Source organism: Micromonospora sp. NPDC049374 (genome assembly GCF_040677165.1).
Taxonomy (GTDB): domain Bacteria; phylum Actinomycetota; class Actinomycetes; order Mycobacteriales; family Micromonosporaceae; genus Micromonospora.
Genome location: NZ_JBFAQH010000004.1, coordinates 361,272 through 379,423, shown reverse-complemented (window position 1 = coordinate 379,423; position 18,152 = coordinate 361,272). Strand labels below are relative to the sequence as shown.

General features: G+C 71.0%; 11 protein-coding genes. 6 read left to right on the top strand and 5 right to left on the bottom strand.

Annotation, left to right across the window (positions count from 1 at the left end; genetic code table 11):
• Positions 1–75 precede the first annotated feature (75 nt).
• The 3 genes from AB0J93_RS10045 to AB0J93_RS10035 all read right to left on the bottom strand — a co-directional run bounded on the left by AB0J93_RS10045 (position 76) and on the right by AB0J93_RS10035 (position 4,265).
• Positions 76–1,326, bottom strand: a complete 1,251-nt coding sequence (locus AB0J93_RS10045) for an MFS transporter (protein ID WP_363920140.1) — start codon at positions 1,324–1,326, stop codon at positions 76–78.
• Entirely contained in the window at positions 1,323–2,690 is a 1,368-nt protein-coding gene (locus AB0J93_RS10040; protein WP_363920138.1) for an MBL fold metallo-hydrolase, read from the bottom strand. The genes AB0J93_RS10045 and AB0J93_RS10040 overlap by 4 nt, the downstream gene beginning before the upstream one ends.
• Positions 2,691–2,795: 105 nt before the next feature.
• Positions 2,796–4,265, bottom strand: a complete 1,470-nt coding sequence (locus AB0J93_RS10035) for a hypothetical protein (RefSeq protein WP_363920136.1) — start codon at positions 4,263–4,265, stop codon at positions 2,796–2,798.
• Between the two features lie 385 nt (positions 4,266–4,650).
• Here AB0J93_RS10035 and AB0J93_RS10030 point away from each other — a divergent pair, with 385 nt between their 5' ends.
• Complete coding sequence (locus AB0J93_RS10030) at positions 4,651–5,331, top strand: metalloregulator ArsR/SmtB family transcription factor (protein ID WP_363920134.1); 681 nt, start codon at positions 4,651–4,653, stop codon at positions 5,329–5,331.
• A 29-nt stretch (positions 5,332–5,360) separates the two neighbouring features.
• Here AB0J93_RS10030 and AB0J93_RS10025 read toward each other — a convergent pair whose 3' ends face one another.
• Together AB0J93_RS10025 and AB0J93_RS10020 are read right to left on the bottom strand one after the other, a co-directional pair.
• Complete coding sequence (locus AB0J93_RS10025) at positions 5,361–6,329, bottom strand: AraC family transcriptional regulator (protein WP_363920247.1); 969 nt, start codon at positions 6,327–6,329, stop codon at positions 5,361–5,363.
• 5 nt (positions 6,330–6,334) lie between these two features.
• Positions 6,335–7,255: a phosphate/phosphite/phosphonate ABC transporter substrate-binding protein gene (locus AB0J93_RS10020; RefSeq protein ID WP_363920132.1), complete on the bottom strand. Its 921-nt coding sequence runs from the start codon at positions 7,253–7,255 to the stop codon at positions 6,335–6,337.
• Positions 7,256–7,575: 320 nt separating this feature from the next.
• Between AB0J93_RS10020 and AB0J93_RS10015 the strand changes: the two genes are divergently transcribed.
• From AB0J93_RS10015 to AB0J93_RS09995, 5 genes are all read left to right on the top strand, one after another.
• On the top strand, positions 7,576–8,238 hold the full coding sequence (locus tag AB0J93_RS10015) for a metalloregulator ArsR/SmtB family transcription factor (RefSeq protein ID WP_363920130.1): 663 nt from the start codon (positions 7,576–7,578) through the stop codon (positions 8,236–8,238).
• Between the two features lie 259 nt (positions 8,239–8,497).
• Positions 8,498–9,475, top strand: coding sequence for a DUF1702 family protein (locus tag AB0J93_RS10010; protein WP_363920128.1), 978 nt, complete (start codon positions 8,498–8,500; stop codon positions 9,473–9,475).
• A complete protein-coding gene (locus tag AB0J93_RS10005; RefSeq protein WP_363920126.1) occupies positions 9,472–11,427 on the top strand; it encodes a CRTAC1 family protein in 1,956 nt (651 codons plus the stop codon). The genes AB0J93_RS10010 and AB0J93_RS10005 overlap by 4 nt, the downstream gene beginning before the upstream one ends.
• Positions 11,424–12,401, top strand: a complete 978-nt coding sequence (locus tag AB0J93_RS10000; protein WP_363920124.1) for an enediyne biosynthesis protein — start codon at positions 11,424–11,426, stop codon at positions 12,399–12,401. Before AB0J93_RS10005 ends, AB0J93_RS10000 begins: the two co-directional genes overlap by 4 nt.
• Positions 12,398–18,151: a type I polyketide synthase gene (locus AB0J93_RS09995; protein WP_363920122.1), complete on the top strand. Its 5,754-nt coding sequence runs from the start codon at positions 12,398–12,400 to the stop codon at positions 18,149–18,151. Before AB0J93_RS10000 ends, AB0J93_RS09995 begins: the two co-directional genes overlap by 4 nt.
• The last annotated feature ends 1 nt before the right edge of the window (position 18,152 follow it).

Here is an 18,152-nt window from a genome sequence, read left to right as displayed (position 1 = left end):
CGCATCCCGCGCCTGTTCACCAGCCCGAAGACCGTAGAGGGAACTGGCTTCGCTGTCCCTCGACGGTTGCTGCGGTCACACGAGCGTTGAGCGGGAGTGGGTCTCGTACATGCGGACCCAGGCAAGGACGCCCGCGGCGGCGGTGACGGCGGCGACCACCCAGATGGCGGCCCGAATGCCGGCCAGGTCGGCGACCGCCCCGGCGAGGAGCGCACCGACGGCGAATCCGCCGTCGCGCCACAGCCGGTACACGCCGACGGCGCGGGCACGCCATGCGGGGTGGGCGACGTCGCCGACGGCGGCCAGCAGCGTGGGGTAGACCGCGGCGGTGCCGGCGCCGAGCAGCACCGCGGCGGCGGCCCAGCCGGTGCGGCTGTCGACCATGGCGACCAGCGCGAGGGCGACGGCTTGGGTGAACATGCCGACGACGATGAACGGCTTGCGGCCGTAGCGGTCCGAGGCCGGGCCGGTGACGAGTTGGCCGAGCCCCCAGACGGCGGGATAGAGGGCGCTGAGCAGCCCGATCTCGGTCAGTGACAGGCCGGCGGCGGCGAAGAGCAGCGGGAACAGGCCCCAGGCGAGGCCGTCGTTGAGGTTGTTGACCATCCCGGCGTGACTGGCCGAGGCGAGCGCCGGCTCCCGCCAGGAGGTCAGGGCGAGAATCCGGGTGTTGGCCAGTCCTTGCTCGTGCCGACCGTGATGGGTGGTCGCCTCGAACCGGGCGTAACCGTGGGTCTCCCGCACGAACACCAGGGACAGGCCGAGGCCCAGGGCGGCGTAGGCCAGGGCGAGCAGGAACGGCGCGGTCCGCAGGCCGTGTTCGGCGGCCAACCACCCGGTGGCCAGCGCGGTGGTGGCGACCGCCGCGTAACCGGCGGCCTCGTTGAGACCCATGGCCAGTCCGCGCCGCTGCGGGCCGGCCAGGTCGATCTTCATGATCACCGTGGTCGACCAGGCCAGGCCCTGGCTGACGCCGAGCAGGACGTTCGCCGCGACCACCCACTCCCACGCGGGGGCCCAGATGATTATCAATGGCACGGGAATGCCTGCCAGCCAACCGGCGATGAGCACCGGCTTGCGGCCGTACCGGTCGGACAACGTACCGGCAAAGAAGTTGGTCACGGCCTTGGTGAGCCCGAAGGCCACGATGTAGGTCATCGCGGCCGTGTACGCGGCGAGTTGGAACTCCTGCTCCGCGATCAGCGGCAGGACGGTGCGTTCCGAGCCGAGGACCCCGCCGACCAGGGCGTTGACCGCCACCAGCAAGGTGAACTGGACGGCGTTGGCGCGCAGCCCGAGCCGCAACGGGGCCTGCCGGTCCTTCACGTCCCCTCCCGCAGCCGCTGACCGGTTACGGCGACCCAGTCCTGCGGGCCGCCGACCAGGACGGCGAGGTCGGCCCGGCCGGCGCGTTCAAGCAGGGTGACCGCGGTCATGGCCCGCTCACCGTGACCGCACATCACGACGGTCGGTCCGGCTGGCACGGCGTCGGGCGCCGCGGCGGCCAGATCGCCCAGTTCGAGGTGGACGGCTCCGGGCAGGTGCCCGGCGGCGTACTCGCCGGCCTGCCGGACGTCGAGCACCGGCCCGGAGATCTCGGGTGCTCGGATCAGTGCCGTACGGGTCACCGGCCCGCCGTCGGCGATCCAGGCGCTCATTCCACCGTCCAGCTCGCCGGCGATGTGTTCGATCCCGACCGTCAGTGCGGGCCAGAGGATGTCCTCCTCAGCCTGGTCGGGGTTACGGACGATGACCACCGGCTGTTCCGGGGGCACCAACCAGCCCAGCCAGGTCGCGAACTGTGCTCGCAGCGGGATGGCGAGCGCCTGGGGGACGTGCCCCGCGGCCACGTCGGTCACCGGCCGCACATCCACCAGGACGGCACCGTGGGCGAGCAGCCGTCGTACCTCGTCGGCGGAAAGCCGGGCCAGCCCGGGAGTGCCGGTCACCACCTGCGGGCCGTGGCGGTTCATCTCGGCCAACCAACGGAAGTACGCCGGATAGGAGCCCAACGACGTGAGCAGACGCGTGGTGAACGTGTCGACGTCGGGTGCGCGCAGCAGCGGGTTGGTCGTCTTCTCGGCGCCGACCGTGGTGGTCCGAGCCGAACCGGGCGGTGCGGAGCAGAACGAACCGCTGCCGTGGGTCGGCCAGATTTCTGTCGGGTCGGGGAGTGCGGCCAGGCGATGCAACGACGCGTACTGGGCGTGCGCGAGTTCGACCGTCCGGTCCTCGCCGAGCAGGTCGGTGCGGGCGACCGATCCCACGATCAGCGACCCGCCGGTGAACACTCCCACTGCGGTGGGGCCGTCCCGCAACAGGTAGGACAGGTGCTCGTCGGTGTGCCCGGGGGTCGACCACGCCTGTAGGGTCAACCCGCCAAGATCGATTTCGTCGCCGTCGGTGAGCCCGTGGTGGGGGAACGTCCGCCGCCCGGTGGCCGACGCCAGGATCGTCGCGCCGTCGGTCGCGGCCAACTGCACGGCTCCGGAGAGGAAGTCGGCGTGCAGGTGTGTCTCCGCCACCCAGGTCACGGTGAGGTGGCGTCGACGGGCCTCCGCGCGTAGGGCTCGAAGGTCGCGCGGCGGGTCCACCGCCAGCGCCCGGCCGCTCCCGACGTCGAGCAGATAGGCGCTGTTGCCGAGACCTTCGTCGACCAATGGCACCAGCCGGCCCGCTTCGACACCCACCGCAACCCCTCTCGGCGGTCGCTCCTCCGTACGAGGCTCTCACAATATTCCATGAAAGCCTGGATGAAGAGGGGGCGTCCCCGGTCACCCGGGTATGGGGGCGCGTCAGCGGCGGTAGTCGGGTTGTGTCTGGGCGTTGAACTCGGTCAGCCGTACCGAGGCGGCCGACGCGGTCCGCCGGTCGTCGATGGCGAGGACGTCGAGTCCCTTCTGCAGGTCGCTGGAGTAGATGTATCCGTTGTAGTAGTAGGCCGACCACGAGCCGCCGGCCGGCAGCCCGCCGGGCGGTAGTGGACCCCGGTCGAAGTAGCCGATCTCGCGTGGGCGCCGGGAGTTCGTGAAGTCCCACACGCTCACGCCGCCCTGGTAGAAGGCCTGTACCAGGATGTCGCGGCCACGGGCGGGGACGAGTGAGGCGTTGTGGGCGACGCAGTTTTCCGCCGGGCTCTGGATGCGTGGGATCTTGAAGTAGGAGGCGAACCGCAGTCGTCGATGGTGGCCCACGCCGACGATGTCGTACACGGCGCTCGCCCCGTGTTTCGGGCCGACCTCGGGGTTGCAGGTGGCAGCCATTCCGCCGCCGAGTTCGTCGACGAACACCACCTTGCGGCCGGTCGCGTTGAAGGTGGCCGAGTGCCAGAAGGAGAAGTGCCGGTCGTCGCGGACCCGGTGGATGACGCGGGGGCGGTACGGGTTGGCGATGTCCAGCAACAGGCCGTCACCCATGCACGCGGCGGCGGCGAGGTGGTGTGTCGGCAGCACGGTGATGTCGTGGCAGCCAGTTGTCTGTGTGACGGGGCGCTCACCGGGGCGGCCCGGGTTGCCTCCGTAGGGAAACAGCACCGGCTTGGCGACGACGGCCGCGGCGGCCGGATCGTGCAGGGGCACCCGGATGATGCTGATGCTGTCGTGCGGCGGCCGGCAGTCCGGGAAGCTGGGGTCCGGTCCGTACGAGGAGACGTAGATGAGCACCGCCTTCCGCGGCCGGTCCGGTACCAGTGTGTGGGTGTGCGAGCCGCAGTCGGTCTCCACCGCGGCGACGTAGCGGGGCGCCGCCTTGTCGCTGATGTCGAAGATCTTGATGCCCTCCCACGCCTGTGGCAGTGTCGCGCTCAGCGGAGTGCTGGCGCACGAGTCGTCGCTGCGGGACTCGTCGGTGGACAGAAAGAGCAGGTTGCCCGAGACGGCGACATCGTTCTGCCCGCCCGGGCAGAGCACCTGACTGACCAGGCGTGGGGCGGTGGGCTGGGCGATGTCGTAGATGCTGAACCCGTCGTAGTTGCCGGTGATCGCGTAGTGGCCGGTGAAGGCCAGGTCCGTGCCGACCGAGAAGGAGGAGTCGAAGGGGGCCTGCTTCGGCACGTTTGCCACGTGCCGGATGTTGGTGCTGTGCCGGATCTCGTCCGGCGCGGGAATGTCCGGATCGGTGGTGGTGTCCGTCGCCGAGGCGGGTGTGGTGGGGCGTGTCGTGGTCACGCCTCCGGCGGATCCGGTGAGCAGGATCGCGAGGCCGACCGCCAGCCCCGCGGTGAAGATGCGGGAGATCAGCCGGCCCGTGCTGCTGTCTCGGATCATGGTCGGTCCTCTCTGCGGGCTCCGGCGGCCTGGCGACGCGGCACTGTCGGTGCTGGCCGGCGCGGCGCATGGCTCAGCAGAAGCTTGTAAAACATATAGCTTTCTGGTTGCCGACCATAAGGTCGCCCGTCTGGCCGGTCAAGGCGGAATGCCTTCCAGAGCAAGGGCGGGGGGTATCGGCGTGGTGCCTCGCGATATCGGCCCTGTCGGACAACACTTGAGAACCCGTCGGTACGGGACGGTTCCGCTGGCCGTTGCCATCGCCCCCGACGGCGGCCGGTGTCCCCGCGTGTCTTCCCGGGATGTGTGGATAGGGGCTGATGTGGGGTGGCGTGGTGATCCGATAGTTTCTACACTGTTCTGTGGAATTTGGGAGGTCACCCGCATGGCTGATTCGGCCGCGATGGCGCAGCTGCTGACATCCGTGGAGCGAGTGGGCAAGGCGCTGGCCAGTAGCAGGCGTCTCGAGCTGATCGATCTGCTGGCCCAGGGTGAACGCACCGTCGAGTCCCTCGCCCGGGTGGCGTCCCTGGGCGTGACCACCTGCTCGGCGCACCTGCAGATCCTGCGGCTGGCCGGGCTGGTCCTGACCAGGCGCGAGGGCAACCGGATCCACTACCGACTGTCCGGTCCGGAGGTCGCCGCGGCGTACGTGCTGTTGTGCAACCTGACCATCACGTACAACGCCGAGGCGGCGGTGGCTTGGGACCGGTACCTCGCGACGGCGGAGGTCCCGGAGACGGACCAGGACGACCTGCTGGGGCGGCTGGCCGATGATTCGACGATGGTGCTCGACGTCCGGCCCGTCGAGGAGTACGCCGTCGGTCACATTCCTGGTGCGCTCTCGGTGCCCCTCGACGAGTTACCGACGCGACTGGGGGAGCTGCCTCGCGACGTGGACCTCGTGGTCTACTGCCGCAGTCGCTACGGGACCCTCTCGTCCGAGGCGGTCCGGCTGCTGCGCGCGGACGGCCATCGCGCCCGGCGGCTGGTGAACGGGATGATCGAATGGCGTCTGGCGGGCAGCCCGCTCTCGCCCTCCGGCTCGTCGGAGGGCGAGAGCTGAGGCGGACGGCGGCCCGTTGGGGGTGGCACTCAGGCGGGTACGCCGAGCGGCAGGTGCACAGTGGCCGCCCGCTGCCCGCCCGGCGCGGCCCGACCCGGGCGGCGGTGCGAGGTCGGATCACGTCGGCCGGTCGCCACGTCGCAGATCCAGCTCAGTGGGGTGGCCGCCAGCAGTGGCAGGTCGGTGGGCTGGCTCGGACGCAGATACAGATCCGACTGGCCGAGCAGCCGGCCGCGGATGTCGACCCGCAGGCGGGCGGTACCGGTGAGGAAGCTTCCGGGCAGGTGATCCACGAACGCCTCGGCCGCCGTGGCAGCCGGATTGACCAGGACCAGTCGTACCTCGTACTCGCCGGGGTCCGTCGGGCCGCGCAACTGCACGGTAGGGCCCAGGCTCGCGCCACAACCGTCCGGTGGATCGGCCCGGTCGTGGCTGCGGCGCAGCTCGACCGAGAGCAGCCAGGCCGGCGGCGACGCACCCCGGCCGGTCACCGGCAGCTCACGGATGGGCCGGTCGGTGAGGCGCAGGGCCAGTGCCCGGAACCGCCGCGGCGAGGTGCCGACCAGTCGGTTGAACTGGGTGCCGAAGGTGCCCGAGCTGGTGTAGCCGACTCGGTTGCCGATCGTGGCGACGGACAGGTCGGTGTGCAGCAACAGTCGGCGGGCCTGAGCCATCCGCAGCGCCGCGAGGAACCGCGCCGGAGTGGTGGCCGTGATGCTGCGAAAGATCCGGTGGAAGTGGTACGGACTGAAGGAGCCCGTCGTCGCCAGATCGGACAGCGACAGCGGACCGGAAAGATCCTGACGCATCCGTCCGATCGCCCGCACGACCGCCACGGTGTGGTCGTGGCCGACCTCCGACCGGACGACGCGGTGCTGTTCCGGGGTGGGCCGTACCCGCATGGCGAGTGGATGTGGACCGGCGACGAGCACCTCCGGAACGGACTGCGGCCGGCTGAGTCGAAGGTCGCGCCGGTCACCGTCGACAGCGTGGTGCATGGTGCTCACCGTCCCTCGGCCGTGAGCAGACCGAGCCTTTTCGCCTCTTCCCGTAGTGGTGCGTAGTCGGCCGCGGTGACCGGCACATAGCTCTTGGCTCGCATCAGGGACAGCAGTGTCGGATCCGTCATCGAGGTGAACGCCTCGGTGATCGCCGTGCGCGCCGGGGCCGACAGGTCGGCTCGGGCCACCCACGGGTAGCCCATCACCTCCTGGGTCTGCACCGCGCGCAGCGCGCCGGGAGGGACCGTGCCCTGCCGTTCGAGCCGGTGCAGGATACGCAGTTCGATCCCGGCGGCATCGACGCTGTCGTTGAGCACCGCCTGGGCGGCAGCGTCATGTCCGCCGGTGAACACGACCCGGGACAGCGGCGGGCAGTTGGTGAGGTCGTCGGTCTGGCACCGGGCCCCGGCACCGACAAGCATGACCCGCGGGTACAGGCTGCCGGAGGTGGAGCTGACGTCGCCGAAGGCGAAGCTGCCGCCGGCGTTCACGACGTCCTCGACCGACCGGTGCGGCGAGTCGTCCTTCACCACCACCGCGGAGAGGTACCGCGCGGTGCCGGTCTCCTCGTCGACCTCCGTGACCAGGGGCGTGACCTCGTTCTGCTCGTCCGCCTGCACGTAGGTCAGGCCACCAAGGTACGCCATGTCGACCTGGTTGGAGACCAGCGCGGCGACGACGCCGGCGTAGTCGGTCGCCACGAACAGCTCGACGTCAACGCGGAGACGGTCGGCCAGGTACGCGCGGAACGGTTCGTACTGGGCCTGCTGTTTCTCCGGTGAGATGTTGGGGATGATGCCCACCCGTAAGTGCTTCGGGATGCCCTGTCCGTTGTTGTCGGATCCGTTCGAACAACCGGTGGTGCCAAGCGTTGCGATGGTGCCGGCGAGCACCATTGCTAACAGTGCCTGTCGTCGGTTCATGTCACCGTCTCCTCCCCAGTGGAAGTGCATGAATGGTCGCGCGCACCGTCCGTGGACTTGGTTGCGCGTCATTGCCTAGTGGGCGTGACCGAATCAGCTGTGAGTGGTCACGTTCGATTGACGTCTCCGACGACTTCCGTCCAGTCGCGGCTCATTGTCCGCACTGGACGTCAGGTGCGTAGCGAGGTCTCACCCGGTCGGTGTCCCCGGTCCGTGTGGGCGGTCGACCTGCTGGCACATGTTGATCAAGGTTCCCCCCGGGCGGCGCGGTCCTATAGCATTCCTATGATCATCTATTCCGCTAACCTTTGGAGAAGTATATGAGCGGTCACGCTCCGCGCAAGTTTCATGTCTACGACGAGACAGCCCGGGTGGCGCGAGCCCTGGCCAACGGCAAGCGGCTGGAGCTGCTGGACCTGCTGGGACAGGCGGAACGTACGGTCGAGGGCGTCGCCCGGGCCGCGGGCCTGGGCACCGCTCTGGCGTCGGCGCATCTGAAGAGCCTCAAGCAGGGCGGCCTGGTCGCCGTCCGCCGCGACGGCACCCGCGTGCATCACCGACTGGCCGGCGACGACGTAGCTGACCTGTGTCTTCGGCTTCGGGCGGTCGCCGTGACGCGCCTCGCCGACGCTGCCGCCGCCGTCGCCGAACAGCTCACCTCCGCGCCGATGGCGGTGCCACACACCGACGTGTCCAGCCGAGCCCGGGCGCGCGAGATCCTCCTGCTGGACGTCCGACCCGAGGTCGAGTACCGCGCCGGGCACATCGCCGGTGCCACCTCGGCGCCCCTGGAGGCGCTCGCCGGCCGCCTCAACCAGTTCCCATCCGCTCCGGAGGTGGTCGCCTACGGCCGGGACGCCTTCTGCGGCCTGGCTCCGGAGGCCGTCCGCATCCTCGCCCACCACGGCTGCGTCGCGCGGCGCCTGGACGTCGGGATGCTGGAGTGGCGGCTCGCCCGGCTGCCGGTGGAGCAGCTCGGCTGACGTCCGGAAACCATCGCCTTCGCGCTGCCCGCCAGGCTGCCGGCCCGGGTACGGGCAACCGTCCCGGGCCGCCGGCACCGCGTCACGGCCGACGCCGCAAGGTGAGAGTGGAAATAGACGCGCACTGTCGGTGAGGATGAGTGGCAACGGGGCCGAATCAGGTTCCCGGCACCATTTCCGATCCCGCTCCGGCCGGCTCTCACAATCAACCGCCCGCCATTCGGGGTCGCTCCGTGACCTTTTTCGTTGGGGGTGGGCTGTGCCCAGTGCATTACGGTTGATCCGCCGTCGGGTGCTCATGCCGGACCATTCGGAGACCACCCTGGCGAAACGCGGATTTCCGCCAAAGGACGTCGCGTCGAAGGAACTGCTGGAGACGATTGGCAGGACCTTTCTCACCGGATTCGGTCACGCCCTGGACGCCCGAGCACCCCGCGAGGTCGAACACCCCCTCGAGCAGGTGACCCCCGGGTACCGGGGCTTCGCCTACGAGGGCGCCGCCATGGCCCTGGCCGTGCTCGACGGCATCGGCCCGGGCCGGCCGACCCGCGTGCGGCGGTTCCTGCGGGGCCGCGCCGAGCGACACAGCTACATGGTGCATGTGGGCGTGGGCTGGGCCCTCGCCCGACTGCCCCGCTGGCGTCGGCACCGGGTACTGCCCGACGATCCCCTGCTGCGCTGGCTGACCCTGGACGGATACGGCTTCCACCAGGCCTACTTCCACACCGACCGGTACGTCCGGGCCCAGCACCGGGACCCGGCGCACCACTGGCCGTCCTGGACCCGCCAGCCGTACACCTTCCGCGCCATCGACCAGGGCATCGGGCGGGCGATCTGGTTCGTCGAGGGAACCGACCCGCGCCGGGTGGTGGACACCATCGAGCGTTTCCCGGCCGCCCGTCACCCGGACCTGTTCAGCGGCGCCGGCCTGGCCGCCACCTACGCCGGCGGCGCCGACCGGGCCGAACTGGAGTGGTTCGGACAACGGGCCGGCCGGCACCGCGCCGCAGTCGCCCAGGCTGCGGCCTTCGCCGCCCAGGCCCGGGTCCGCGCGGGCCTGGTGACTCCACACACCCACCTGGCAACGGCGGTCCTGTGCGGCACCGGCCCGGTGGAGGCGGCCTCGCTCACCGACCGCGCGCTGGTCGGACTCCCGCCGGACGGGCCCGACCCCGCCTTCGAGGTGTGGCGGAGCCGCATCGCCGACGCGTTCGTGACCCAGGGGAGGCAACAGTGACCGCCATCGTCCATTGGGGCCGCCGACAGATATCCGGCGTCCTCGCCCTCGTGCTGCTCATCGGCCTGTTCGCGGTGGCCCGCCTCCCCGAGGCATCCGCCGCCGAGCGGGCGGAACTGGCCCGGCCCTACCGCTTCACCCCGCTGTCCATCTCCATTCCCGGCGGCTTCCCGCAGCAGGGGATTCGCCGGGTGAACCAGGACTATCAGCACATCCGCGCCTGGATCTCGTCCGTCGGAGCCGGCATCGCCATGAACGACCTCGACGGCGACGGCCTTGCCAACGACCTCTGCCTCGTCGACGTACGCATCGACCGGGTCGTCGTGGCGCCCACGCCCGGCGCCCGGGAGGACCGCTACCGGTCCTTCGCCCTCGACCCCGCCCCGCTGCCGATGAACCCGCACATCGCCCCGATGGGATGCGTGCCCGGCGACTTCAACGGCGACGGTCGCGTCGATCTGCTCGTCTACTGGTGGGGCCGTACCCCGGTGATCTACCTCGCCCGCGCGGGTGCCGCCGGCCTCAGCGCGGACAGCTACCGCCCGGTCGAGCTCGTCCCCGGCACCGGTACCACCGGCCACTACGACGGCCCGCGGTGGAACACCAACGCGGTGGCCGTCGCCGACTTCGACGGGGACGGTCACGACGACATCTTCGTGGGCAACTACTTCCCGGACGGACCGGTCATCGACGACACCGTCCGAGGCGGAGTGTCGATGAACCACTCCATGTCGACCGCCTACAACGGCGGCCGCAACCATGTCCTGCGCTGGAGCGGCGGTACCGCCGGGGCGGTCCCCACCGTCACCTTCACCGAGACACCCGACGTCTTCACCGACGACGTCGCGGGCGGCTGGGCCCTGGCCGCCGCCGCCAACGACCTCGACGGCGATCAACTGCCCGAACTCTACGTCGCCAACGACTTCGGCCCGGACCGTCTGCTCCACAACCGCTCGACTCCCGGCGACATCCGCTTCGCGCAGGTGACCGGCACCGGCAGTCGGGCCGTCGTCCCCAAGTCCAAGCTGCTCGGCCACGACTCCTTCAAGGGGATGGGCGTCGACTTCGGCGACCTCAACGGCGACGGCGTCTACGACATGTACGTCGGCAACATCACCACCACCTTCGGTCTTCAGGAGAGCAACTTCGCCTTCGTCAGCACCACCGACGACCAGGCCGAGCTGCGCCGCAGACTCCGCGACGGCGAGGCACCGTGGCAGGACCGCAGCGCCTCACTCGGACTGGCCTGGAGCGGCTGGAGCTGGGACGTCAAGCTCGGCGACTTCGACAACAGCGGCCAACCCGCGATCGTGCAGACCGCCGGCTTCGTCAAGGGGGAGGTCAATCGCTGGGCACAGTTGCAGGAGCTGGCCACCAGCAACGACGAACTGCTGGCCCATCCCGCCTGGTGGCCCAACGTGGGGCCGGGCGACGACATCGCCGGCAGTCAGCACCTGGCCTTCCACGTCAAGGGGCCCGACGACCGGTACACCGACCTCAGTGCCGAACTCGGCCTCGACGTACCCGTCCCCACCCGTGGCATCGCCACCGGCGACGCCGACGGCGACGGCCGGCTCGACTTCGCCGTCGCCCGCCAGTGGGACGCCCCGGTCTTCTACCGCAACGACAGCCCCACGCCCGGATCCTTCCTGGGACTGCGGCTGTTCCATGACACACCGGCCGACCCGGCCGGCTCGCCTGCCGTCGGCACCCAGGTCACCGTCACCATGCCGGACGGCCGTCGGCAACTCGCCCGGGTGGACGGAGGCAGCGGCCATTCCGGCAAGCGCAGCTTCGAGGTCCACATCGGACTCGGCGACGTCAGTAGCGACGTCACCGTCGACCTCGCCTGGCGGGACCGCGCCGGTGTCACCCACGAGCAACAGCTGACCCTCGCGCCCGGCTGGCACACCGTCCGGCTCGGCACGCACGCCCAGGAGGCCCAGTCATGACCACCAGCGCACCGCCCCGGCCGCACCGGGACCTCCGGCTGGCCGCTCTCCGCCGGTTCGCGTTGTCGATCACCATCTTCAACCTCGTCGGGTACGCCTTCCTCGGCTTCGAACAACCCTGGACCTGGCCGATCATCGCCGTGGTCACCGCGTACACCACCGAGCTCCTGCTGGAGGCCGTCGCCGCCCGGGCCGAGGACCGCGCCCCCCGGTTTCGCGGCGGTGGCCTCCGCGGGCTGATGGACTTCCTGCTGCCCGCTCACATCAGCGGCATCGCCGTGAACATGCTGCTCTACGTCAACGACCAGGTTTTGGTCATGATGCTCGGCGTCGTCGCCGCGATCAGCGGCAAGTGGCTGCTGAAGGCGCCGGTCCGGGGCCGGATCAGACACTTCATGAACCCGTCCAACCTGGGCATCGTGGTCGTGCTGCTGCTCTTTCCCTGGGTCAGCGTGGCACCGCCGTACCACTTCACCGAGAACGTCACCGGAGTGGTGGACTGGCTCATCGTGGCCGTCATCCTGGTCACCGGCACCATGCTGAACGCCAAGATGACCCGCAGGTCCTGGCTGATCATCGGCTGGGTGGGCATGTTCGCCGTCCAGGCCGTCGTGCGCGGCCTGTTCCTCGACACCTCGATCCTCGCGGCGCTGGGGACCATGACCGGCGTCGCCTTCATCCTGTTCACCAACTACATGATCACCGATCCGGGTACCACTCCCACGGCACCGGTGTCGCAACTGGCCTTCGGCGCGGGAGTCGCCGTGGTCTACGGCGCCCTCACCGCCGTCTCCGTGGTGTACGGACTCTTCTTCGCCACCACCATCGTCTGCCTGGTCCGGGGCGGATTCCTCTGGGCACTGCACGTCGTCCAGCAGGCCCGGCAACGCCACGAGGCGGCGTCCGCGGCGCCGGCCGTACCGGCTGCCACGGCGATACCCGCGGTACCCACACCGGAGGTCGTACGGGCATGAACGACAAGATCGCGGTCGTCGGCCTCGGCTGCCGGTTCCCCGACGCCACCTCCCCCCGCGAACTGTGGGAGAACGTGCTCGCCGGACGCCGTGCGTTCCGGCAGCTCCCGGACGAGCGCACCCGACTGGCCGACTACTGGTCCGCCGACCCGACCGCCCCGGACCGCTTCTACAGCCGGATGGCCGCCGTCATCGAGGGCTACGAGTTCGACCGCGTTGCGTTCCGGGTCGCGGGCAGCACCTACCGGGCCGCCGATCTGACCCACTGGCTCGCCCTGGACGTCGCTGCCCGGGCATTCGCCGACGCCGGCTTCCCCGACGGCGACGGGCTGCCCCGGGAACGGACCGCGGTCGTCGTCGGCAACACCCTGACCGGCGAGTTCACCCGGGCCAACGTGATGCGGCTGCGCTGGCCGTACGTACGTCGCACCGTCGCCGCCGCGCTCACGGCCCACGGCTGGACCGGTGACCGCCTCGCCGAGTTCCTCGCCGAACTGGAGGACAGCTACAAGTCGCCCTTCCCGCCCATCGACGAGGACACCCTCTCCGGCGGCCTGTCCAACACCATCGCCGGTCGCATCTGCAATCACTTCGACCTCGGCGGGGGCGGCTACAGCGTCGACGGTGCCTGCTCCTCCTCCCTGCTGTCGGTCATCACCGCCGCGAACAGCCTGACCAACGGGGACGCCGACGTGGTCCTCGCCGGCGGTGTCGACCTCTCCCTCGACCCCTTCGAGCTGGTCGGGTTCGCCAAGACCGGCGCCCTGGCCCGCCACGAGATGCGGGTGTACGACCGTGGCTCCAACGGTTTCTGGCCCGGCGAGGGCTGCGGCATGGTCGTGCTGATGCGCGCCGCCCACGCCCGGCGCACCGGACGCCGCATCTACGCCCTGCTCAGCGGCTGGGGAATCTCCTCCGACGGTCGAGGCGGCATCACCCGTCCCGACGCCCTCGGCTACCAACGTGCCCTGCGCCGCGCCTACCGGCGGGCCGGGTTCGGTATCGAGACCGTGGCGCTGTTCGAAGGTCACGGCACCGGCACCGCCGTCGGGGACACCACCGAACTGCGGGCACTGTCCGCCGCACGCCGGGCGGCCGATCCCACCGCGGCACCCGCCGCCATCGGCAGCATCAAGGCAATGATCGGACACACCAAGGCGGCCGCCGGCGTGGCCGGCCTGATCAAGGCCACACTGGCCGTGCACCACGGGGTGGTGCCCCCCACGGCCGGTTGCCGCGATCCACACCCCGAACTCGACGGCGACGGCCGGGCCCTGCGGGTCATCCGCACCGCCGAGGAATGGCCGGCCGGCAGCGAGGTCCGGGCCGGAGTCACGGCCATGGGCTTCGGCGGCATCAACACGCACGTCGTCCTGGAACACGGTGCACCCACCCGTCGTCGTCCACCCGCGCGCACCTGGACGCTGTCGTCGTCCGCACAGGACGCCGAACTGCTGCTCCTGGACGCCGCCGACACCACGGAACTCCGCCAGCGACTGGACACCCTTCTCGATCTCGCACCGCGGTTGGCGTACGCGGAGCTGACCGACCTCGCCGCCACCCTCCAGCGCGACCTGCGGGACCGACCCCACCGCGCCGCCCTCGTGGTGGGTGACCCCGCTGGCGCCGTCCGCGCGATCACCGCCGCCCGGGCCGCCCTCGACGCCGGCCGAACCGGCCTCGTCGACCCGGCCACCGGCGTCTTCCTCGGTCACCCCACCCAGCCCGGAAGGACCGGATTCCTCTTCCCGGGACAGGGCTCCGGCCGTGGCACCGGGGGTGCCTTCCGACGGCGGTTCCCCGCCGTCGAGGAGATGTACGGCCGGTTGCCACTGTCGCCCGGCGACGACTTCGTCGACACCGCCGTCGCGCAGCCGCGTATCGTCACCGCTTCGATGGCGGCCCTGCGCGTACTGGCCAGCCTGGACCTGGACGCGACCATTGCCGTCGGCCACAGCCTCGGCGAACTTACCGCCCTGCACTGGGCCGGCGCGATGGATGACGAGACCCTCTGGCGGATGGCCGCCGCTCGGGGCGCGACGATGGCGAAGACCGCCGCGGCAGGGGTGATGGCCGGCATCGACGCCGGCGCGGACGTGGTCGGTCGACTGCTCACCGGCACTCCTGTCGTGATCGCCGGGTACAACGGCCCCCGCCGGACCGTCGTCGCCGGTCCCGCCGACGCCGTACGGGACGTCTGCCGGGCAGCCACGGACGCGGGAGCCACCTGCACCACGCTCGCCGTGTCCCACGCCTTCCACTCGCCGTTGATGGCACCAGCCGCCGAGGCGTTCGGCGAGTGGTTGACGGACGTGCCGTGGCAACCACTGCAACGCCGGGTCGTCTCCACGGTCACCGGTGGCCCGCTGGACCCGGACACCGACCTTGGCGAGCTGCTGCGCAGACAGATTCTGGAGCCGGTTCGATTCGCCTCGGCGGTCACCACGGCCGCCGCCGGTGTGGACCTGTTCATCGAAGTTGGCCCCGGCCAGGTGTTGACCCGGATGGTGCGCGACCTCACCGACGTACCCGTGGTCGCTGTCGACACCGATCATGACTCGCTGACGCCGCTGCTCAGCGTGGTCGCCGCCGCGCACGTCACCGGTGTGCCGATGAGCCTCGGTCCGTTGTTCGACGGCCGGTTGACCCGACCGTTCGCGCTCGACGCCGAACGGACGTTCCTCGCCAACCCGTGTGAGAGGGCTCCGCAGCACATGGGACCGGACCCCGACGCGACGGCCGGTACGTCGGCGGACGCCACCACGCAGCCCACCGTCGACGCCGAAGACGACGCCCTCAGCAGGCTGCGCCGGCTCGCCGCCGAGCGGGCCGAACTCCCGGCCGACCTGGTCCGCGCCGACAGTCAACTCCTCGACGACCTGCACCTGAGCTCGATCACGGTCGCGCAGATCGTCAACCAGGCGGCCCGCGAACTCGGCCTACCCGCCGTCGAGGCGCCGACGAACTTCGCGACCGCGACCGTACGGGAACTCGCCGACGCCCTCGACGAGCTCGGTCGCGGTGACACCGCGCCCACCGTGCCCACCGTGCAGGGCGTCGACACCTGGGTACGTCCCTTCGTGGTCGACCTCGAACCGGTGCCGCTGCCCGCGCCCGCCACCGCCGAGGCGAACGGAACCTGGCAGCTCCACGCCCCAGACCGGCATCCCCTCGCCGGTCCGCTCAGGCAGGCGTTGCAATGCGGCGGAGTCGGCCCCGGCGTGCTGGTCTGCCTGCCCGACAACCGCCCCGACGAGGTCCTGGAACTGGCCCTGGCCGGAGTGCAGCAGGCCATCCGCCAGCCGGACGGCGCCCGCCTCGTGCTGCTGCACAGCGGACGGGGCGCGGCAGGGCTGGCCAAGACCGCCAGGCTGGAGGCCCGGAACCTACGTACCACGGTGATCCGGGCGCCACTGACACCGGAGACCGTGACCCGGGTGCTCGCCGAGGTGCGCGCCACCACGGGCTTCACGGAGGTGGACTACGACGACACCGGCAATCGCCGGATCCCGCTGCTGCGTGCCGCGCCGCCTCCACCGGCCGGCGGACGACCACCGCTCGGCGCCGACGACGTCCTGCTGGTCGCCGGCGGCGGCAAGGGGATCACGACCGAGTGCGCCCGTGCCCTGACCGCCGACACCGGATCCCGCCTGGCGATCCTCGGTCGTTCCGACCCGGCGACCGACGCCACGCTCGCCGCCAACCTCGACCGGCTGCGCGACGTCTGCCCGACCGTCACCTACGTTCGCGCGGACGTCACAGACCCGACCGCCGTCCGCGCCGCGGTGGCACGGATCCAGGCGGAACTGGGGCCGGCCACCGCGATCCTGCACGGTGCCGGCCGCAACGAGCCGACCGCGCTGGCCGAGCTGGACGTGGCGACGCTGCGGCGTACCCTCGCTCCGAAGATCGACGGTTTGCGGGCCCTGCTCGACGCCGTCGACCTCGACCGGCTCCGGTTACTGGTCACCTTCGGCAGCGTCATCGGCCGTACCGGCCTGCGCGGCGAGGCGCACTACGCCCTGGCCAACGAGTGGCTCGCCGAGCTGACCCGCGAAATCGGTCGCGAGCGGCCGAACTGCCGGGCCGTCTGCCTCGAATGGTCGGTCTGGTCCGGCGTCGGCATGGGGGAGCGGCTGTCGGTGGTCGAGTCCCTGCTGCGCGCCGGGGTGACCCCGATCGGTCCGGACGCCGGCGTGCGCATGCTGCGCCAGGTCCTCACCGACGCGCAACTGCCGCCGGTGCTCGTCGTCACCGGCCGTACCGGGGGCCTTGAGACGATCCGCTACGACCGGCCGGAGCTGCCCGTCCTGCGCTTCCTCGAACGGCCCTTAGTGCACTACCCCGGCGTGGAACTGGTCACCGAGGTCGACCTGAGTGCCGACACCGACCGCTACCTGCCAGACCATCGGCTGGACGGGGATCTGCTCTTCCCCGCGGTTCTCGGGCTGGAGGCGATGGCCCAGGTCGCCGGCGCGGTGACCGGGGATAAGGAGATCAGCCTGATCGAGCGGGTGGAGTTCCGCCGGCCGATCGTGGTACCCGCCGGCGGCCGTACCACGATTCGCGTCGCCGCCCTGGTCACCTCGGCCGACGCGGTGGAGGTGGAGATCCGCAGTGCCGAGACCGCCTTCGCGGTTGTCCACTTCTCGGCCACCGTCCGCGGCGGTGCCGACGGAGCAGCCTCCGACGGTCCCGAGCGCCTGACCGGGGATCTCGCCCGGGTTCCCCTCGACCCGGCCAGCGACCTCTACGGCGACACGCTGTTCCAGTCCGGACGGTTCCGCCGGCTACGGCGGTACCGGCGCGTCGCTGCCCGCGAGACCGAGGCGGAGGTGACGACGGACCAGAGTGCCACCTGGTTCAGCGCGTACCTGCCCGGGGACCTGCTGCTCGGTGATCCCGGAGCCCGGGACGCCTTCATGCACGGGCTGCAGGTGTGCGTGCCGGACGCCACGCTGCTGCCCGTCGGTGTCGACCGGCTGCGCTGCGCCGGGCCACCGCTGGCCGCGGCCGGCGCGCTGACCCTCACCGCAAGTGAACGCGAGCAGTCCGGCGACACGTACGTCTACGACATCGCCGTCCGCGACCGCTGCGGGCGAGTCGTGGAGGTGTGGCAAGGGCTGCGGTTGCGGGCGGTGCGTCGTCGCGGCGGTCACGGCCCGTGGACGCCGGCCCTGCTCGGACCGTACGCCGAACGTCACCTCGCGGAGCTGCTCGGGACGGGCATCGCCGTCGGGGTGGAACCGCACCGCGGCGATCGACCGTCCTCGGCCGGGCTGCTCTCCCGCCTGCTGGGCCGGCCGGTCCAGCTCCGGCATCGCCCCGACGGCCGGCCCGAACTGGTCGGCGAGGCCACTGTGGCGCCGGTGGTCTCCGTCGCGCACGGTCGCTCGGTCAGCCTCGCGGTCGCCGCCGACACCGAGGTCAGCTGCGACCTGGAGGATGTGGCACCGCGATCCGAGACGGCCTGGGCCGACCTGCTGGGCGGCCACGCGACCCTGGCCCGGCTGGTGGCGACCGAGGCCGGTGAGTCCACCGACGTGGCCGCCACCCGGGTCTGGACCGCCGTCGAGTGCCTACAGAAGGTGGGCCGGCCGACGGCCGGCCCGCTCACCCTGCGAGCCGTCGTAGATCCGTGCTGGGTGACGTTCGACGCCGGCAACCTGCGGATCGCGACGCTGGCCACGACCCTCCGTGACGCCGGTGAACCGGTTGTCCTCGCCGTTCTACAGGACCGGGAGAGATGAC